A 19,168-nucleotide genomic window follows, 5' to 3' on the forward strand; every position below is an offset into this window, starting at 1 on the left:
ATAAACAATATGACAATGCAAACAACCATAAATAACGAAAAGCTATCACCGTGGCCGTGGCAGGTTGGAGAAAATGCTATTCACTTCGACACAGGCTCAATCGCGAAGATATTGAAAGATCTTAGCCGGGGCTGCTATCTGGTTAATCACCCGGAACAAGGTCTGGGGATCAGTCAGCAGGCCGAACTGGTTTCTGGCGAAAGCGCCAGTGCTGCTAACACCCATCCGGTCAGCGCTTTTGCGCCGGCCCTTGGCACCCAAAGCTTAGGTGACAGTGACTTCCGCCGTGTTCATGGCGTGAAATACGCTTACTATGCCGGTGCGATGGCCAATGGGATATCTTCAGAAGAACTGGTTATTGCGCTGGGCCAGGCGGGGATCCTCTGTTCATTTGGTGCTGCAGGCCTGATCCCGTCACGGGTGGAACAAGCAATTAACCGTATTCAGGCTGCACTGCCGAACGGCCCTTATGCCTTTAACCTGATCCACAGCCCGAGCGAGCCCGCACTGGAGCGTGGCAGTGTTGAGCTGTTCCTGAAACATAAAGTACGTACTGTTGAAGCATCTGCCTTCTTAGGTCTTACCCCGCAAATCGTGCAATACCGTGCCGCAGGTCTGAGCCGTGATGCAAAAGGTGAAATCCAAATTGCCAACAAGGTGATTGCGAAAGTCAGCCGTACCGAAGTTGCCCGTAAATTTATGGAACCGGCTCCGGCGAAGCTCCTTCAGGCTCTGGTCAATGAAGGCCGTATTACTGCTGAACAAATGGAACTGGCTCAGCTCGTACCAATGGCTGACGATATAACCGCTGAAGCCGATTCAGGCGGTCATACCGATAACCGCCCGCTGGTAACGCTTCTGCCGACGATCCTGGCTCTGAAAGAAGAAATCCAGGCTCAATACCAGTTTAAAACTCCGCTACGCGTGGGTTCGGGTGGCGGTATCGGTACCCCTGATGCGGCACTGGCAGCGTTTAACATGGGGGCTGCTTATATCGTCACAGGCTCTATCAACCAGGCTTGTATCGAAGCGGGCGCGAGTGAGCACACGCGTAAACTGCTTGCGACAACAGAAATGGCCGATGTCGCCATGGCACCGGCTGCCGATATGTTCGAAATGGGCGTGAAGCTGCAGGTGGTTAAACGCGGCACCTTATTCCCGATGCGTGCCAACAAGCTGTATGACATCTACACCCGTTACGATTCTATCGAAGCGATCCCTGCCGATGAGCGCCATAAGCTGGAAACTCAGGTTTTCCGCTCGACCCTTGATGAGATCTGGGCCGGTACGGTGGCTCACTTTAACGAGCGCGATCCAAAGCAAATCGCTCGTGCCGAAGGCAATCCAAAACGTAAGATGGCATTGATCTTCCGCTGGTATCTTGGCCTTTCAAGCCGCTGGTCAAACACCGGTGAAGCAGGCCGCGAGATGGATTATCAAATCTGGGCCGGCCCTGCACTGGGCGCATTCAACGCCTGGGCAAAAGGCAGTTACCTTGATAACTATCAGGATCGTCGTGCCGTCGATCTCGCCAAGCACCTGATGCACGGTGCCGCCTATCTTGCACGGATCAACCTGCTGGCTTCACAAGGCATCAGACTGCCGGCCGAACTTGCACGCTGGAAGCCGACAGAGAAAATGGCTTAAGAGTAAGATTCCAGAAGCGAGTTTCTGGATGCGAGTATAAAAAAAGCGGCCTTCAAATGAAGGCCGCTTCGTCATTCACGGCATAGGTTTATCCACGATTAATTAATCGCGATTGACAGGAAGTAGCCGACAACTGTAGCCGTCGTTACCCCGATAAAGCCTGGAATAATAAAGCTGTGATTCAAAATATACTTACCGATTCTGGTTGTGCCCGAGCGGTCGAAGGTAATTGCCGCCAGATCACTTGGGTAGAACGGGAAGAAGAAATAGGCGTAGCACGCCGGCAATACACCGATGATAACTTCAGCGGGTATCCCGAGAGAAAAGCCCAGTGGCAGCATGATGGTCAGTACTGCAGCCTGGCTCTTCAAGAAAATAGAGACCACGAACATCGCGATGGCAAATGTCCACGGGTGAAGGTTAACGATATCGCGTACCATCTCTATTAAGTAAGGCTTGTGATAGCTAATAATCGTGTCACTCATCCAGGCAATACCAAAGATGATAATAACGGCAGTCATACCCGCAATAAACACGTGACTGGTGACAATTTTCTTGGGCTGGACTTTCGTAATTAACAAAATGATTGCGCCAACCGACAGCATTAAGAACTGTATGGCGACAGACATTTTAACGCCGTCAGGAAGCAAGCCGAGATCTTTACCAAACATCGCGACAAAAATAACCGAGACAATACCCAGAACGAAGACAGTTAATCCGGTTTTCGCCTTTTTATCTTCGGTTGAACCCTCTTCCGTTTCCGCATCGTTATCGATTAGCTCCTTTCGGAACTCCTCGTCTTGACAGCGCTCTTTGAACTCGGGATCTTTGTCGAGATCTTTGCCTCGACGAAGGCTCCAGGTACAGGCAACGAGCAAACCGGCCAAAGTGGCAGGAATCGTCACCGTAAGTACATCGAGCAAGCCTATATCAAGATTATTATCAACGGCAGTGGCCATAACCACTGCTGCGGCCGCAGCAATTGGACTGGCTGTAATCCCCATCTGTGATGCAACCGATGCCATCGCCATCGGGCGTTCCGGGCGGATCCCTTTTTTGTAGGCTACATCGTAAATAACAGGAAGAAGAGGATAAACAGAGTGGCCTGTACCAACAAGAACCGTTAATGCATAAGTGCTAAGCGGACCAAGAAAAACAATTTTATTAGGGTGCTTACGCAGCATTTTTTCTGCGTATTTGACCAAAAGCTTTAAACCGCCCGTCGCTTCCAAGGTGGCAGAAGCTGAGACTACGGCTAAGATAATCAACATCACACCGATGGGGGGCGTGCCAGGTGCAACACCAAAAACGAACGCTAAGACCGAGACTCCCAATCCACCGAGAAGCCCAAAAGCTATGCCGCCGTGTCGGATTCCGATAAATATGACAGCGAGCAGCAGCATCATATGAATATAAAACATTTTTTCATCCTTAAAATCATAATTACAAAAATAACAGCCAGTACAGACACTATTCCTCTATTAGGCGTAGGGGCATTAAAATTATGCCTGCAGTCTAACAACACTTATTGATGGGATTATTGAGAGCCCCATTAATGTAACTATCTTTGGCTTTTGTAACTTTTGTACACGGCAGCTTGATCAGGCGTACCGTACATTAAGTGGTCTGAACGTCATTATTTCTGATTCAGCACACATTACTTCCGGCAGCGAGCCCGCTATACTGCCTCTTCACGAGCGCTGCTATTCTGAGGCCTGTCATGAAACTTAAGAGCTATCTGGCCTTAATCACCGTTGCTACCACCTCTGCTATTGTTATCGTTGTAACCACCGCTATCTTTTTTTTACTGCAAAACTCGTATCAGAAAGGCATTGCGGCAAGGGGGTTGGAGCTGGCGCGCGTGATCGCCCACGACCCGATGGTTATCCGTGCTGTTGATGCCAAAAATAAGCAACAAAATTACGACCTGCAAAACTATATGGAAGATATCCGGGCCCGTACCGATGCCTCCTTTATTGTGGTCGTCGATAAAAATGCCATGCGTTTAAGCCACCCGACTCTCGATAAACTCGGCAAGCATTTTATCGGTGATGACATTTATCCGGCGCTGGAGAGCGGTAACGAATACAGTAGTGTCGCATCAGGATCGCTGGGCAAAGCTATCCGTAACTTTTCCCCTATTTATTTAGACGGGAAAGTCATCGGCGCAATCTGTATTGGTTATTTATCCGAGAAAACATTCGATATTTTATTACAGCAATATGGTCACATCGGTCTGCTTATCGGCATCGTCTATCTGCTTGGTATCGGTACCACAGTCTCGTTCGTGTTCAAGATGAAACGCACCTTCCTCGACTATGAGCCGGAGTTTATCGTGAACAAGTTCCGCGAACATGAAATGGTACTTGACAGTATTCGTGACGCCATTATTGCGGTCGATAGTCACATGAATATAGCCACGATTAATAACAGTGCAATCAAGATGCTTTCTATGGGAATACTCGACCGCTACGACTATGTGAATCACCCACTGTCACGCTATTCAACACAGTTAAGTCATCTGGTTCTCACTAATCAGGGGGTATTCCACCAAGGAGAACTCAGTATTGGCAAGTTGAAATACAAAGCCAACGTCTATCCAATCAACACCGCTAAAGGTCTGCTGGGGCATGCTATCGTCTTATACCCCGATCTTGCTCACAGCGAGCTTGAACACGAAGTCACCTACCTGAAAAATTACGCGGAGTTGCTTCGCAGCAAAACACACGAGTATTCCAATAAGCTCAATGTACTTTCAGGCATGCTGCAAATCGGTAAGTACGATGAAGCGGTTGATTTTATCCAACAAGAAACTGACCGCTATCAATCCATTATCCGTAACATCGTGCTGTCAGTAGCAGACAGTGCCGTCGCCGGTTTATTGCTGGCAAAATTCAATAAGGCATCAGAGATTGGCGTAAAGTACACTATTGATGTAGATACCAACCTATCAAGTTATGAGAAGAATATCTCGGAAAAACTCGTTACTATGCTGGGTAACCTGATCGATAATGCCCTGCTCGCAGCATGGCAAAACCGGGATAAAGCCGATCCCGAAGTACATGTGTACCTCAGCGATCGCAGTCATCACATCATTTTAGAGATTCAAGACAGCGGTGCAGGCATACCCGAAGATATTTCAGAACACATTTTAGAGTTCGGAGTAAGCTCAAAGCATAACGACGAGCAAAGCGGCATCGGCTTGTACTTGGTCAAACAACTGGTTAATTACTTTCACGGAAGTGTTGATTGGGAACGGACAGAGCAACACACTACGCTGTTCAGCATTTACTTAGACAAAAATGAAATCGCTAATTATGACTAAAACCACTGTAATGCTGCTTGAGGATGATCTTCGGGCAAGCTATACCCTCGAATCGACTATCAATCAACACCCTGACTTTACGGTAGTGGCCGTCAGTGAAACCTGCTCAGAAGCCTTGTCACAATTCGAGGCATACAAACCGGCATTAATCTTTGTCGATATAACATTGCCTGATGGCAGTGGCATTGATGTTATTCGCCATCTACGTGAACAACACGCAGATTGTGATTTCATTATGACAACGGCTGAACGAGAAACGGCCACGGTCGAAAAAGCCGTTCAGTTGGGTGTGATCGACTATTTAGTCAAACCAATTCGTATGTCTCGTGTTAAGCAGGCGTTGAACGATTACAGACAATACAAACAGCAACTCTCTCGTGCTGCTACCGTTGATCAGGGAGAGATCGATCAAATCTTACGTAAAGCGCCTGCAAAACAATTACGCCAGACACCGAAAGGCATTGATGTCACCACCCTCGCGTCATTGAAAGCAATTTTGCATACAGAGAAATTACATAACTTCTCTGCCGATGAAATTGGTGAACGCATGAACGTCAGCCGTATTACGGCAAGACGCTATCTAGAGTTTATAGAGTCGGAAGGGACAATCCGCCTCGTGTTAAACTACAATACCGGCGGTAGACCCCGCCGCTTGTACCAGATGGTTGATTAACCGCGAAGACCCCTGATGAAGAAATGCGTTGCCGCGATAGGGAGATGTAAAAAGTGAAATCACTTTCAGTAAGCGCCACAGGAAAAGCGTAAACACGTCGACAGTTAGCTGATAAATGTGTTCATGCCAAGATTCTCTGCTTGTTGATTGTGGCCATACCATCAAATGCGGCCTTTTTCGGCCGCTTCGCTACATGCTTATCTGTTGGATCCGATTATAATCCCTTTATATATTGACCATTCGTTGTTGGATAAACAACTTGCTCAAGTTCTGATTTTGAACCAGACTTTCCGTCTAAGAGGTTCTGAAAAAGCCTTATAACACTTGCTTTATCTTTCCCGATATACGTTTCAGTTGTTATATCCCTTAAATCAATAAAGAAACTCGTAAACATCTCCGGCAAATCTGTGAGAATCTCAGTGTTTAGGAAGTTATTATCGCTATAGATGCAATTGTGATCACCCTTTTGCTTATCGATGACAAAAGAAGCTTCTTTCAAATTAATAATTGATGCGGATTTTTTACACTTTTTAAGGCATTTTGCATCAAAATGCTTCTTTTTACATCCTGTCGTCTGATGGAAAAAGCACTGCCTGCTGGTCATCAGTAAAATCGGGTGATAGATACTGTAGTGCAGCGTGAAGTTAGCTGGGCTCACAATCTGTTTTATTTGCTTTTTATTTATTTCATTGGAGATAAATGAACCACAACAGTTAAACTCTTCCTTCATGCATAAAAGACTGAAAGAGTTTGTAATGTTAAGGTATGGCCCGGCTATCCAGTTAATTCCATTTTGATAGGCTTTGTAAGCGATTCCGGTATTGTTCGTTACAATGAGCTTTGGTTTTACCTGTTCAAGAAATTCTATCGCCGCGGTATAGTTTTCTCCGATTAAAATCGAAGGGAACCAAGGAATTAGACTCTCATTGTTTGAAAAAAGTTCTACAAGCTGAGAATATTCACCGCGAATAGATTCAGGAAGCTGGTAATAGATATTCGCTGACGTGGCATTACAAAGCTCGACATCTTTTTTAGCAGAAATGAGTACCGAAAGAGTCGGCTTGGCCTTTAACTGATCCGGTTTCGGCAATGCTGGTTTCTTTAAGACCGGCATTTCAACCGGGGCCACACGTTCTTTTGATCCATTGAGAAGAAATGCAATTCTGTCTTTTATTTTCGTCAGCTCTTTAAATGGAACAAAAAGATCACTCTGAAGATTTTCAATATCTAATGCAACAACACAATATTCAGCATCGCTTAAGGTCTTAAGCCTCTTTTCTATACTGTTATAATCTATAGTGTATTTATCAGCGTCGATCAGTTTGCTTTCAGATTCCACATCAAATGAATAGTCTGGTGTCTTCACCGATATTTTCAGATGACTATTAACCTTTCCAGAAACACCAATTGTCAATGGAATTTTATCGATATTTAAATCTTTTATTTTTTCCGCAACCGTGGTGATGATCTCGGTTTTGTCGTCATAAAGTTTTTGTTTTACTTCTTGAACACTTTCATCTGTCGAACAACCATAGACTTCAGAGAAATGCTTCACTGAATGATCACGAGGGTTATCAATAAACATGTTTTTATTAATATCCCCTTTTAAATACGAGTTTGAAAAGTCCCGGTTGAACACTTTATATAGTTCAGTGTTATCACTAAGTAACTCATTATTATCACAGAAGCTTTGGATCTGTTTTCTCCAGTTATCCACGACTGTATAGACATAGTGAGATTTTTTAATTCTTCCTTCTACTTTCAAGGAGTAAACACCAGCGTCAGCAAGTTCTTTTAGATCAGAAAAAGCCGAGTTATCTTTAAGGTTAAGCGGATAGTCTTTACCTACCGATGTCGTTAAATACTTATCCCTACACGGCTGGCTACAACGACCACGATTGCCTGAATTACCGTTACGGACAGAGCTTATGTAGCAAAGCCCAGAAAAGCCGATGCAATAGGAACCATGAACGAATACTTCCATTAAGACATTGTTTTCATGTCCAACTTGAGCTAAGTGTTTTATTTCATTAATATTTAACTCTCTTGATAAATTCACTCGGCTTGCAGTCAGCTTATTTAAAAAGAAAATTTGTCCTTCATTATGAGTGTTAGCCTGTGTTGATGCATGTACATCCAGATCTTTGAAATGTTTTTTTAACAGATAAAAAAGACCTAAATCCTGAACGATTACACCATCTATCTTTGTATTTACCAGCTTATTAAGTAATCGTATAATCGCTGGGATTTCACTTTCTAATATAATGATGTTTAATGTTAGGAAAATTTTACAGTTATTTTTATGGGCCAGTCTCACGATGCCATTTAAATTATCAAATGTTATATTTGTTGCTCGATTTCTGGCGTTAAAATTATCCAGACCACAGTATATCGCATCAGCTCCTGCTACAATTGCGGCTTTTATAGACTCAATATCGCCACCAGGTGCCAATAATTCAAATTTGTTTTTCATTGCGATATAACCCACTTGTCGCTTTCACTCTATTTCAGTGGGACGTATTTTACCCGTATCTATTCTTCATTGTCTATAAAAGGCCAAATAGCGGCTGCGTTTGCCGTAAACAGCCAGCGTTTCTGCGGCCTGAAAAAAGGGTTAACCATCGGCTAACCCTTTCTTTGAACTGTTAGATCCTAAGTGTGTTGATTACATGGTTAAACTGGCGACTTAACCGGCTCACCTTCAACGACGTCACCAGCTTGTGGCCTCTCATGAGCGTTATATTTCTTCTCCCAAAAGTCAGCATTTTTAATCCCTAACTTAACAGGATTAAAGGTAAACTCAGTCACACCGGCTTTTTGCTGTGCTTCATAATCTTTCAGCGTTATCAGTGCCGGTTTTGACATGAAGAAGATAATAACGATACCGACGATGTTCAACCATGCCATCAGGCCAACACCAACATCACCCATCGCCCACGCCAGATTTGCGGTTTTAACGGTGCCGTAGAAAACAGCCACCATCAGTACAATTTTCAGGATAAACATTATGCCCGGCACTTTAAACGTACGGCGGATATAAGCAATGTTGGTTTCCGCAATGTAGTAATACGCCAGAATAGTAGTGAAGGCAAAGAAGAACAGTGCAAATGCAATGAACGGCTTGCCGATACCCGGCATCGTGCTTTCAATCGCCATCTGGGTAAATAGCGGACCATTGGCACTGATTTCTGAAGCAAGGTTTTGCACCAGGAAGACACCTTCCGTACCGCCATGAACATTGTAAGCGCCAGTGATAATAATCATGAACGCAGTTGCCGAACACACCAACAGTGTATCAATGTAGATTGAGAACGACTGTACCAGACCTTGCTGAGCAGGATGTTGTACATCTGCCGCTGCTGCTGCGTGAGGACCCGTACCCTGACCCGCTTCGTTAGAGTAAATGCCACGTTTAACCCCCCAACCTATGGCAGCTCCCATACCAGCCATAGGCGTAAAGGCATCACCCACAATCAGGGCAAAAACAGTCGGAACCTGACTGATGTTCAGCAGGATAATAACGAAAGCAACAATGATATAAGCCAGCGCCATGAAAGGAACAACAATCTGGGTGAAGTTCGCAATACGCTTAACACCACCGAAAATGATAAAGCCCAGAATAATTGAAATCATCGTCCCGGTCGCGATCTTGGCAAAACTAAACGTGCCAACGGCTGTTTCGATCATTTCACCGGTGCCGAATGCAGCTTCTATCGCATTACCAATACTGTTTGACTGTACACCAGGCAAAAGTACACCACAGGCGAAGATCGTTGCTATGGCAAAAATCCATGCATACCACTTCTGGCCCATCGCTTTTTCGATGTAATAAGCCGGACCACCACGAAACTGACCGTCTTCATCTTCTTCTTTGTAGATCTGCGCAAGCGCGGATTCTGTGTACGCTGTCGCAGCCCCCAGGAAAGCAACAACCCACATCCAGAACACTGCACCAGGACCACCAAAACCGATAGCCGCTGCAACACCTGCAATATTACCTGTACCTACACGTCCCGATAAAGAAACTGCTAAAGCTTGAAAAGAGGAAATACCTTTATCGGAACTCTTACCTGAGAGTAAAAGCCTCCACATCTCGCTAAAATGCCTGATCTGAACAAAACGAGTAGTCACGGAGTAAAACAAACCCGCGCCTAAACAAAGATATATCAGCACCGGGCTCCATATTATTCCATTTAAAAAATCAACAAACGACTGCATTAAAATCTCCCTGTCTTGAATACATTATTGGTTAATGTCAGGCAGCATAATAGTCGGAATGTAATCGATTTGTTAATCACTTTGTCTTTTTAACTTCTGAGGACGTGACCGCGGGCACGGTATGGCAACATACCGATAACAACTAATGATTAAAACTTAACCAGGGTGGTACATCGCTATTCATACTACCTGGATATTACCGATACTTATCACCGACGATAAAAAGAGTCATCTGCAGATTTAACATTCAAAGACTGGACAAGTTAACTAACTGTTTTGTATAGCTCTCTTGCGGCTGGCTGAACAATGTTGCAGTATCTCCCTGCTCTACAACCTGGCCGTCTTTGAGTACTAAGGTGTAATGGCACAGCGATTTAACGACATTTAGATCATGACTGATAAACAGGTAACTCAAGCCGTGCTTTTGTTGTAATGATTTGAGTAAATCGAGCACCTGAAACTGAACCGTGCGATCCAATGATGATGTCGGTTCATCAAGCAAAATAAAGTCCGGTTTAAGCACCAGGGCCCTTGCAATCGCAATACGCTGCCGTTGTCCGCCGGAAAACTCATTCGGGTAACGATGACGCGTTTCCGTATCCAATCCCACCTCTTCCATTGCCAGACAAATAGCCTGATCTTCTTGCTCCGGGGTCATGGGTTCGTGAACTTTCAGCCCCTCTCCGATGATCTGTGCTGCAGACATCCGAGGGTTAAGCGCTGAAAATGGGTCCTGGAAAACTACCTGCATACGCCGACGCAATGGCAGCATCTTTTTTCGATCAAAGGTGGAGATATCCTTGCCGTCAAAAACAATACTGCCCTCACTGTTCAGTAATCGTAATATTGCCATTCCGGTGGTCGATTTACCTGAACCACTTTCGCCAACCAGACCGACACTATGGCCCTTACGAAGCTGAAAAGTGATATCGGTAACAGCCTTGATGTGCCCTTTTAACCGTTTTAGAATTCCGCCTTTAACCGGAAACCAGACTCGCAGATCGTTTGCCTCAAACAAAACAGGTGAATCTGGCTCAACCGGAATCGGTTCACCTTTCGGATCGGATTCAATAAGCAGACGGGTATAGGGATGGCTCGGCGTCGATAAAATAATCTCTTTTGTGTTTGTCTCTACCACGCTGCCGAGCTGCATGACTGAGACACGATCAGCAATGCTGCGAACAATGCTCAAATCGTGAGTGATAAACAGCATCGCCATACCGAGCTCCTGTTGCAGATCTTTCAGCAAGGCTAGAATTTGCGCCTGCACCGACACATCGAGTGCGGTTGTCGGTTCATCCGCAATCAGCAATTCAGGCTCATTGATCAGTGCCATGGCGATCATGACCCGCTGACGTTCCCCTCCTGACAGTTCATGCGGGAATGCGTTAATGCGGCTTTCGGGATTGCGAATCCCGACTTTCTTCAACCAGTTCAGCGCAATTTCTTCTGCCTGACGCTGGCGCGTTCCGCGGTGAATCGACAGCGTTTCACATAGCTGCCGCCCAATTCTATGAAGCGGATTCAGTGACATCATCGGTTCTTGAAAGATCATGCCGATACGGTTTCCCCGCAGCCCCCGCATCTGCCGCTCACTGCACGTCAGCATATCAATATTGTCATATTTTATACTGCCGCTAAGGTAGCGGGTGGTCGATTTAGGCAACAGGCGCAGGATCGCATTGGCTGTCACCGACTTACCGGAACCACTTTCTCCCACCAAGGCCAGGGTTTCACCACGGTAAATCGTCAGGTTTACCTCATCAATGACCTGGGTAACCTGTTGCCCACCCTTAAATCCTACCGCTAAGTTTTCAATGGATAACAATGCGTCTGTCATAGCACCTCTCTGGTATTATTTTTGATGATGCGGATCAAAGGCATCACGAACCGCTTCACCAACAAAGACGAGCAAGCTTAGCATTATCGACAGCACCACAAAGGCTGAGAGCCCTAGCCAGGGTGCCTGCAAATTGGTTTTGCCCTGAGCCAGTAATTCACCCAGTGAGGGTGAACCGGCAGGAAGGCCAAACCCAAGGAAATCGAGCGATGTTAATGTGGTAACCGAGCCACTGAGAATAAAAGGCATCATTGTCAGTGACGCGACCATGGCGTTTGGCAACATATGGCGCAACATGATCCGGCTATCACTCACCCCCAACGCCTGCGCCGCCCGTACGTAATCAAGATTACGGCACCGAAGAAACTCAGCCCGCACCACCCCCACCAGCGTCATCCAGCTGAACAACACCATAATGCTGAGCAACCACCAGAAGTTAGGTTCAACAAAACTCGACAGAATAATCAGTAAAAATAAGGTTGGCATCCCCGACCAGACTTCGATAAACCGCTGGCCAAACAGATCAAGCCAGCCGCCGTAATAGCCCTGACAAGCGCCCACAACGACACCAATCAAGGTGGAAATAATGGTCAAAGCAAACCCGAACAGGACCGATACCCTGAAACCGTAAATAATGCGGGCCAGCACATCTCGTCCCTTATCATCGGTTCCCAGCCAATTTACCCGGTCTGGAGCCGAAGGCGCCGGTCCCGACAAGTTGTAGTTGATGGTGTCATAATGAAACGGGATCAATGGCCAAATCATGTATCCGTCCGCTTCAATCAGCTCGACCACATAGGGATCCGTAAAGTCCGCTTCTGCTTCAAACTCGCCGCCAAAATCGGTCTCGGCGTACTGCTGAACGATTGGGAAATACCAGTCTGATTTAAAATTAATCACCAGCGGCTTGTCATTGGCAACCACCTCAGCAAACAGGCAGATCACAAACAGAACAGAGAAAATCCACAGCGACCAGTAACCCCGCTTATGGGCCCGAAACCGTGACCATCTTTCCCTTGTTATCGGGTTCATCGCTAGCGCCCCTCAAAATCAATGCGTGGATCGACTAGGGTATAAGTGAGATCTGAAATAATATTCAGCAGCAAGCCTAACAACGTCATGATATAGAGGGAGCTGAAAACTACCGGATAATCACGCTGAATGGTTGATTCAAACCCAAGCAGACCTATCCCCTCTAACGAGAACATTACCTCGATCAACATCGCGCCGGTGAAGAAAATACTGATAAATGCGCTGGGAAAACCGGCGATGATGATCAGCATCGCATTGCGGAATGCATGGCGATACAGAATGCTGCGTTCGTCCAGCCCCTTGGCACGGGCAGTGACGATATATTGCTTATTAATTTCATCCAGAAAGGAGTTTTTGGTCAGCATGGTCAGGGTCGCGAAGCCACCGACTACCATCGCCAGAATGGGTAATGTCATGTGCCAGAAATAGTCCGCTATCTGCTGATACCATGTCATCTGGGCAAAATCTGGTGATACCAGTCCCCGCAGCGGGAACCAGCTGAAATAATTGCCACTGGAAAAGACAATGATGAGTAAAATTGCAAACAGAAACCCCGGTATGGCATACCCGACAATAATGAGCGCGCTACTCCAGACATCGAAACGCGAGCCGTGCTTTATCGCTTTGGCTATCCCGAGCGGAATCGAGATAAAGTAGATGATCAGCGTGCTCCACAAGCCAAGGGAAACAGAGACCGGCAAGCGTTCTACGATCAGGTCAATCACGTTTCCGCCCTTAAATAAGCTTTCGCCGAAATCGAAGGTGGCGTAGTTTTTCAACATGTCGAGGTAGCGCTCCAGCAGAGGTTTATCAAATCCAAACTGCTTCCTGATCGCCTCAACGACTTCCGGATCCAGACCCCGCGATCCGCGATAACCGGAGCTCGCATCACCGGGCTCTGTAAGCTGAACTTCCTTACCACCGCCGGCAAAGCGTTCCATTATGCCGGACGAGTGTCCTTCAAGCCGTGCTACGGCCTGCTCGACCGGCCCGCCAGGCGCGACCTGAATAACAAAGAAGTTAATCGTGATGATCGCCCACAACGTAGGAATAACCAGTAACAGACGACGAAAAATATATGCTGTCATATTCACAATCTTAAGGGCTATATACCCTTCATGCTTGAAATTACAGGCTGTATTTCCAACGCATGATGGGTATCAATAATGATAACTAACGCCTTTTTTCTGGCAGCTTCAGGGCTTTTTCCTGATCAATCCACCAGGTATCCTGCCCGAGTTGATACTTGGGCCTGATCGCTGGACGAGAGAACTTATCCCAGCTTGCAACCCTGAACTTACTGATATGCCACTGAGGAATGACAAAGAAGTTCCATTGCAGCACCCGATCCAAGGCCCGCCCATACGCCAGCAACGCATCCGGATTTTGCTGGTTGTCGGCAATTTTTTCGGTCAGGTAATCAATCGCCGGATCCCGCACACCGGCAGTGTTATAAGTACTGTCGATAAATTTGCTATTCCAGGCAATTAACAGGTTTGGGCTGGGGTATGGATTGGCACCATATCCGGCGGAGACCATATCAAAGTCACGATCGCGCACCCGCTTAATATATTGTGTGGTATCCACCGTGCGGATTTTCATTTCGATCCCCATCTGCTGCATATTTTTCTGTAGCGGGATCGCCAGACGTTCCGTACTCGGGCTATAAATCAGCAGCTCAAATGTAAACGGCTCGCCGGTCTTCACATTGGCCATCACCTTATCTTTAAGCTCCCAGCCAGCCTCTTTCAGCAGCGGCAACGCTTTGCGGATCTGGGCCCGAATACGGCCGGAACCATCGGTCATCGGCGGCTGATAATCACGGGTAAAAACACGCGGCGGTATTATGTCCTTAATCGGTTCCAGCACAGCCAGTTCAGCTTCTGACGGTAACCCGTGGGCTTCATAATCGGTATTCTGGAAAAAACTTCGCGTACGCTGGTACTGATCATAGAACAAGGTTTTATTCATCCATTTGAAATCCAGGGCGTAGTTCAACGCCTCGCGCACCCTTGAATCACTAAAAACTGGACTCTCGGTATTAAAAACAAAAGCCTGCATCGCCTGAGGGATCTGATGGGGGATCTCTTCTTTACGAATATACCCTTTGTCGAAATTTGGCCCTTCATACATGGTCGCCCAGAACTTCGCTACGTTTTCCTCACGAACGTCATACTCGCCGGCTTTAAACGCTTCCAGTGTGACCGTTTCATCACGGTAATAGTCATAGCGAATGGTATCGAAGTTATTCCGGCCAACGTTAACGGGTAAGTTCTCGGCCCAGTAGTCCTTCACCCGCGCATACGTCACACTTTGTCCTGGTTTGTAATCAGCCACTTTATAGCTGCTGCTACCCAGCGGCGGTTCACTCAGCGGCTCCCCCAGATCTTTATCTTTCCAGTAATGAGCGGGTAACACGGTCAGGTTCTGTACCAGAGAAAGCAACACTTCGCGGTTCGGCTTTGCCATCTCGACCCGAGCAGTACCGGCGGATACTGCTGTCACCGATTTCACATCTTTATAGTAAACCTTGTATTGTGGCACCCCTTGCGCCATGAACTTACTGAAGGAAAACGCTACATCTTCTGCGGTAATTGGATGCCCATCGTGAAAACGGGCCTTGGGATGAATATCAATTTCCATCCAGGAGTAGTCATCTGAATAACGGACCTTTTGTGCAATGAGCGGATAATAGCTGTCTATTTCATCAGCCGCCGCAACAAACAGCGTGTCATACATTGCTTCTGCACGTGCTGCGGAAACACCGCGGGTCGCGTAACGGTTAAAACTATCGTAGGTACCAACCTGGGCGTAAGTGACCATCCCCCCTTTCGGTGCGTCCGGGTTTACATAGTCAAAATGGGAGAAATCACTGGGGTATTTTGCCTCACCAAATCCGACAAGGTGTGTAGATTCAATCACTTCAGAAGCAGCAAGCTGAACGCTTGTTAACATAAAACAAAATACAAATGCCCAATTCCGTCGCATAATCATCTCCCACTCCTTTCCCCGTAACCCTGAATATCAAATTCTTTTTACTTTTCATTATTCTACGATAGGACAGTAATCACGATTCGACAAACGCCAAACAATAAAGGCCTCTCTCCTTATCACAATGGATGCCCGTGAAATTTCATCGACAGAATTTGCTGATATTTTGCTCTCTTTGGTTGTCTTGAGTAAAAAATTCGGTAAAAACAGCACATATTTTGATTTTTCATTAGAGCAGAAATATGCTCAATTGATTGAGTATGCTAATATTTTTCGCTTTGTTATCCGCAGGGATAATGTCGTAACGGACCAACAGACATGCTGCAAAATTCTTCATTAGCCAAACTCATCAACACTTTTTTAGTGATCGGGCTATATTTGGGAGGGATATCTTCTTCATTCGCTTCCCTGCAGGATGAATACCTTGTCGAAACGTGGACCAGCCGAAACGGCCTGCCGCACAACAGCATTAATGCGATAAGCCAAACACAAGATGGCTATCTGTGGTTTGCAACCTGGGAAGGTATTGCCCGCTTTAATGGCCGAGAATTTAAACTCTTTACCAGAGGCGCTGAAAGCGCGCTGATCGATTCAGGTGTTCAAGCCCTTTACGCTGATCCTGATGGCGGGTTGCTTGCTGGTGATGCCCGAGGGGGCCTGATTTACAGAACACCTTACAACTGGCACCCCCTCCCCCAGGTCAAAAGCCTTGTCAACGCCGTTATCCGCCAACCTGACGGCGGTATCTGGCTCGGTTTACGAGGAGAAGGCCTTATTTTTCGTGCTCACGACCACGCTGCAGACCAGGTCGTTTTACCTGGACTGACAGTATACAACCTTTCTTTGCGTCAAAATGGTGATTTGCTGGCATCAACGAGCCTAGGTTTGTACCTCATTTCGTCCGGCAATATTGACAATATCAGCCAGTCAAATGGGCTAAAGAACCTCTCTGTTTATTCTGCCGTAGAAGATAAACAGGGACGAATTATCTTTGGTGGCGAAAACGGTGTCTGGCGCTATGAAAAAGGTCGACTTTCTCGTCTTCATGACAATTTAAATAATATTTTTGTTTCCAACATCCTTATTGATAAGCAGGATAATTACTGGTTTGGCACGTTTAACCAGGGTATTTATCGTTTTTACGCGAACAACGTCTCTTCACTCACTGAGTTCAATGGGGTTGCCCATGACCAGATTTTATCCCTCTATCAGGATCGTGAAAATTCAATCTGGGTGGGTACCCACACCGGACTTCTCCGCTTACGTCAGGCATCTTTTAGTAACTGGGGGACAACCAGAGGACTGGCAGGCGATTATATCCGAACCGTTCTCGCTTTGGATTCCGGCGAAATCATCGCGGGAAGCAGCAAAGGATTGAGTGTTATTCACAACAAACAACTCCGTAATTATTCCCCTCCAACATCAGGCGGTTTGACACCTGAAACGCTCTCGGTAATGAGCTTAGGTCCCCGGCAAAAAGGTGGTGTATGGGTCGGTTCCTATAATCACGGCCTGTTCAGCTTCGATAACCAAACGCTAAGGCATGTTGATCTTCAAGGGTTACCATCCAATGTTGTTCGTGCCATTGCGGAAGACAGTCAGGGACAGCTGTGGATCGGTACAATGGCCGGGCTGATCCGGTATTCCAGTGATGGCACAACACACCAACTTTTTACGACGAATGATGGTCTTCCGAGTAATTTCATTATGGCACTGACATTGGATGAACAGGGGCAAGTCTGGGTTGGAACCGGGGGTGGTGTCGCTGTCATTAATCAAAACCAGATCAGAACCCTAAATCTTCAACCACTTGAAAAAGCTGAGTTCGTATTCGGCTTTTATGCCCAAAAAAAGTACATGTGGATGGCCACCGACAGGGGGCTTATCCGTTACCGCTTTTCCGACCAAAAACTAAGCATTATCGGACAGAAAAATGGTCTTCCGATTGATAAGCTATTTCAGGTTATCCCTGATCGAAATGGCTCTCTTTGGCTCACCTCTAATCGTGGTCTCTGGCGGGTATCGACAGATGAAGCCAATGCCATTGCCGATGGTACGGAATTTCGGATCAATTTCGATCATTATAATGAACTCGACGGAATGGCAACAGCCCAGCTGAATGGTGGTTCGAACCCGACCGCAGCCATCGATGCTTCAGGTCAGTTATGGTTTGCGACCGCGAAAGGCATCGCATCCACTCACCCGCTGCGTTTCAAACAACTCGTGTCCCCAAAATTCCCGACGATCATAGAACGAGTACGCGGTGATCAAACATGGCTGAACTTAGCAAATGAGCAGCCCACTGTTTTACCCGCAGGAAGCCAGCGAATGACATTTGATTTTGTCGGGCTGGGTTATATCTCTTCTCAGCACATACGTTACCGTACGAAGTTAGAAGGGCTAGAATCAGAATGGATTGAACGAGGTACGCAAGGCTTTGCCGAATATACAAACCTTGCCCCCGGGCATTATCGCTTTGTGGTTAATGCCTATTACCCTTACCACCCGAATGAAATAAACCAGGCCAGCTTTTCATTTCGTATTCTTCCCCACTGGTGGCAAAGAAAGAGCATCCAGCTTGGAATCGCGTTGTTGGTCTTCTTTACTTTTGCCCAGTCCTTCAGGTGGCGGACACGCCGTCTCAGACAATCTGAATTAAAACTAAAATATGAGGTTGAGCAAAAAACCCAAGCACTTCAGGTTCAAGCATCGGCTTTTGAAAAACAGGCAAGGGAAGATCAATTAACCGGTTTGTATAATCGTCGTGCTTTTGATGAGTGGATAGACCAGATTGCTTCATCACCTTTGCAAAATAAGCCGCTATCAGTCGTGATGTTAGATATCGACCACTTTAAGAAAATCAATGATACCTATACTCACCTGGCCGGTGATCAGGTTTTACGAACCGTTGGTAAGAGGCTTGCGCAGTTCAGTCAAAATGACTGTTTTATTGCCCGTTGGGGAGGAGAAGAGTTCGTAATGGGTATTATTGGTTGGCAGCCACATCACGTGTACTCTTTATGTGAAAAAATCAACTTATTAGTTAAAGAGCAAGACTACAGTCGAATTGCAGAGGATTTATCGGTCACTATAAGTATCGGAGTCGTAAATTCTGATACTTCATACGATTTTGCTCAGCTGCTTCGCTGTGCCGATAAGGCATTATTTGAGGTTAAAAAAGCAGGTCGCGATGGGATTTTTGTTCATGAGTCTAATAAGCAGGCCCTAGTGACTTCTTAATGAATGCCTTGAGCTTATCTTCTATTCTAACGCCAGGAAAACAGCAGCAACCAAATACTTGCTAGTAACAGGCGTTACCGCTACCATTCAGCACAATTCTGGTAATGAGCAAAATACAGCGCCACTATTATAATGTCATTTAGTGGATACTGTGCTTCATTCCCCTAATTTATAAAAGCCTGCGTTGTGGTTAAATTCATCA

The 19,168-nt window shown here is 46.3% G+C and carries 11 protein-coding genes; 4 read left to right on the forward strand and 7 right to left on the reverse strand.

Going from position 1 to position 19,168, the window contains the following annotated elements:
• Nucleotides 1-9 precede the first annotated feature (9 nt).
• The gene (pfaD, locus tag R3289_RS00550; RefSeq protein ID WP_318923342.1) at nucleotides 10-1,647 is read left to right on the forward strand and encodes an eicosapentaenoate synthase subunit PfaD; all 1,638 of its coding nucleotides are present in this window, start codon (nucleotides 10-12) and stop codon (nucleotides 1,645-1,647) included.
• 98 nt (nucleotides 1,648-1,745) lie between these two features.
• Here pfaD and R3289_RS00555 read toward each other — a convergent pair whose 3' ends face one another.
• The gene (locus tag R3289_RS00555) at nucleotides 1,746-3,068 is read right to left on the reverse strand and encodes an anaerobic C4-dicarboxylate transporter (protein ID WP_318923343.1); all 1,323 of its coding nucleotides are present in this window, start codon (nucleotides 3,066-3,068) and stop codon (nucleotides 1,746-1,748) included.
• 299 nt (nucleotides 3,069-3,367) lie between these two features.
• Between R3289_RS00555 and R3289_RS00560 the strand changes: the two genes are divergently transcribed.
• Both R3289_RS00560 and R3289_RS00565 read left to right on the forward strand, forming a co-directional pair.
• Nucleotides 3,368-4,972 carry a sensor histidine kinase gene (locus R3289_RS00560; protein WP_318923345.1) on the forward strand — a complete coding sequence of 535 codons (1,605 nt, stop codon included), beginning with the start codon at nucleotides 3,368-3,370 and terminating at the stop codon, nucleotides 4,970-4,972.
• On the forward strand, nucleotides 4,965-5,645 hold the full coding sequence (locus R3289_RS00565; RefSeq protein WP_318923346.1) for a response regulator: 681 nt from the start codon (nucleotides 4,965-4,967) through the stop codon (nucleotides 5,643-5,645). Before R3289_RS00560 ends, R3289_RS00565 begins: the two co-directional genes overlap by 8 nt.
• Nucleotides 5,646-5,859: 214 nt before the next feature.
• Here R3289_RS00565 and R3289_RS00570 read toward each other — a convergent pair whose 3' ends face one another.
• The 6 genes from R3289_RS00570 to R3289_RS00595 form a co-directional block, all read right to left on the reverse strand.
• Nucleotides 5,860-8,118 (reverse strand): peptidase U32 family protein, encoded by a 2,259-nt coding sequence (locus R3289_RS00570; RefSeq protein WP_318923347.1) that lies wholly within the window; start codon nucleotides 8,116-8,118, stop codon nucleotides 5,860-5,862.
• A gap of 200 nt (nucleotides 8,119-8,318) precedes the next feature.
• The gene (locus R3289_RS00575) at nucleotides 8,319-9,863 is read right to left on the reverse strand and encodes an alanine/glycine:cation symporter family protein (protein ID WP_318923348.1); all 1,545 of its coding nucleotides are present in this window, start codon (nucleotides 9,861-9,863) and stop codon (nucleotides 8,319-8,321) included.
• Nucleotides 9,864-10,110: 247 nt separating this feature from the next.
• Entirely contained in the window at nucleotides 10,111-11,703 is a 1,593-nt protein-coding gene (locus R3289_RS00580) for an ABC transporter ATP-binding protein (protein WP_318923349.1), read from the reverse strand.
• 15 nt (nucleotides 11,704-11,718) lie between these two features.
• A complete protein-coding gene (locus R3289_RS00585; protein ID WP_318923351.1) occupies nucleotides 11,719-12,735 on the reverse strand; it encodes an ABC transporter permease in 1,017 nt (338 codons plus the stop codon).
• Between the two features lie 2 nt (nucleotides 12,736-12,737).
• Complete coding sequence (locus R3289_RS00590) at nucleotides 12,738-13,823, reverse strand: microcin C ABC transporter permease YejB (RefSeq protein WP_318923353.1); 1,086 nt, start codon at nucleotides 13,821-13,823, stop codon at nucleotides 12,738-12,740.
• Between the two features lie 85 nt (nucleotides 13,824-13,908).
• A complete protein-coding gene (locus R3289_RS00595) occupies nucleotides 13,909-15,723 on the reverse strand; it encodes an extracellular solute-binding protein (RefSeq protein ID WP_318923354.1) in 1,815 nt (604 codons plus the stop codon).
• Between the two features lie 321 nt (nucleotides 15,724-16,044).
• On the opposite strand from R3289_RS00595, the gene R3289_RS00600 reads away from it, so the two are divergent.
• Nucleotides 16,045-18,966, forward strand: coding sequence for a diguanylate cyclase (locus R3289_RS00600; protein ID WP_318923355.1), 2,922 nt, complete (start codon nucleotides 16,045-16,047; stop codon nucleotides 18,964-18,966).
• The last annotated feature ends 202 nt before the right edge of the window (nucleotides 18,967-19,168 follow it).

It is taken from the genome of Photobacterium sp. (genome assembly GCF_033720175.1).
In the GTDB taxonomy this organism is placed as follows: domain Bacteria; phylum Pseudomonadota; class Gammaproteobacteria; order Enterobacterales; family Vibrionaceae; genus Photobacterium.

Excerpts from the sequence above, each read along its gene's own strand:
- pfaD (WP_318923342.1), top strand. The coding sequence starts at position 10 with ATGACAATGCAAACAACCATAAATAACGAAAAGCTATCACCGTGGCCG.
- R3289_RS00555 (WP_318923343.1), bottom strand. The coding sequence starts at position 3,068 with ATGTTTTATATTCATATGATGCTGCTGCTCGCTGTCATATTTATCGGA.
- R3289_RS00560 (WP_318923345.1), top strand. The coding sequence starts at position 3,368 with ATGAAACTTAAGAGCTATCTGGCCTTAATCACCGTTGCTACCACCTCT.
- R3289_RS00565 (WP_318923346.1), top strand. The coding sequence starts at position 4,965 with ATGACTAAAACCACTGTAATGCTGCTTGAGGATGATCTTCGGGCAAGC.
- R3289_RS00570 (WP_318923347.1), bottom strand. The coding sequence starts at position 8,118 with ATGAAAAACAAATTTGAATTATTGGCACCTGGTGGCGATATTGAGTCT.
- R3289_RS00575 (WP_318923348.1), bottom strand. The coding sequence starts at position 9,863 with ATGCAGTCGTTTGTTGATTTTTTAAATGGAATAATATGGAGCCCGGTG.
- R3289_RS00580 (WP_318923349.1), bottom strand. The coding sequence starts at position 11,703 with ATGACAGACGCATTGTTATCCATTGAAAACTTAGCGGTAGGATTTAAG.
- R3289_RS00585 (WP_318923351.1), bottom strand. The coding sequence starts at position 12,735 with ATGAACCCGATAACAAGGGAAAGATGGTCACGGTTTCGGGCCCATAAG.
- R3289_RS00590 (WP_318923353.1), bottom strand. The coding sequence starts at position 13,823 with ATGACAGCATATATTTTTCGTCGTCTGTTACTGGTTATTCCTACGTTG.
- R3289_RS00595 (WP_318923354.1), bottom strand. The coding sequence starts at position 15,723 with ATGCGACGGAATTGGGCATTTGTATTTTGTTTTATGTTAACAAGCGTT.
- R3289_RS00600 (WP_318923355.1), top strand. The coding sequence starts at position 16,045 with ATGCTGCAAAATTCTTCATTAGCCAAACTCATCAACACTTTTTTAGTG.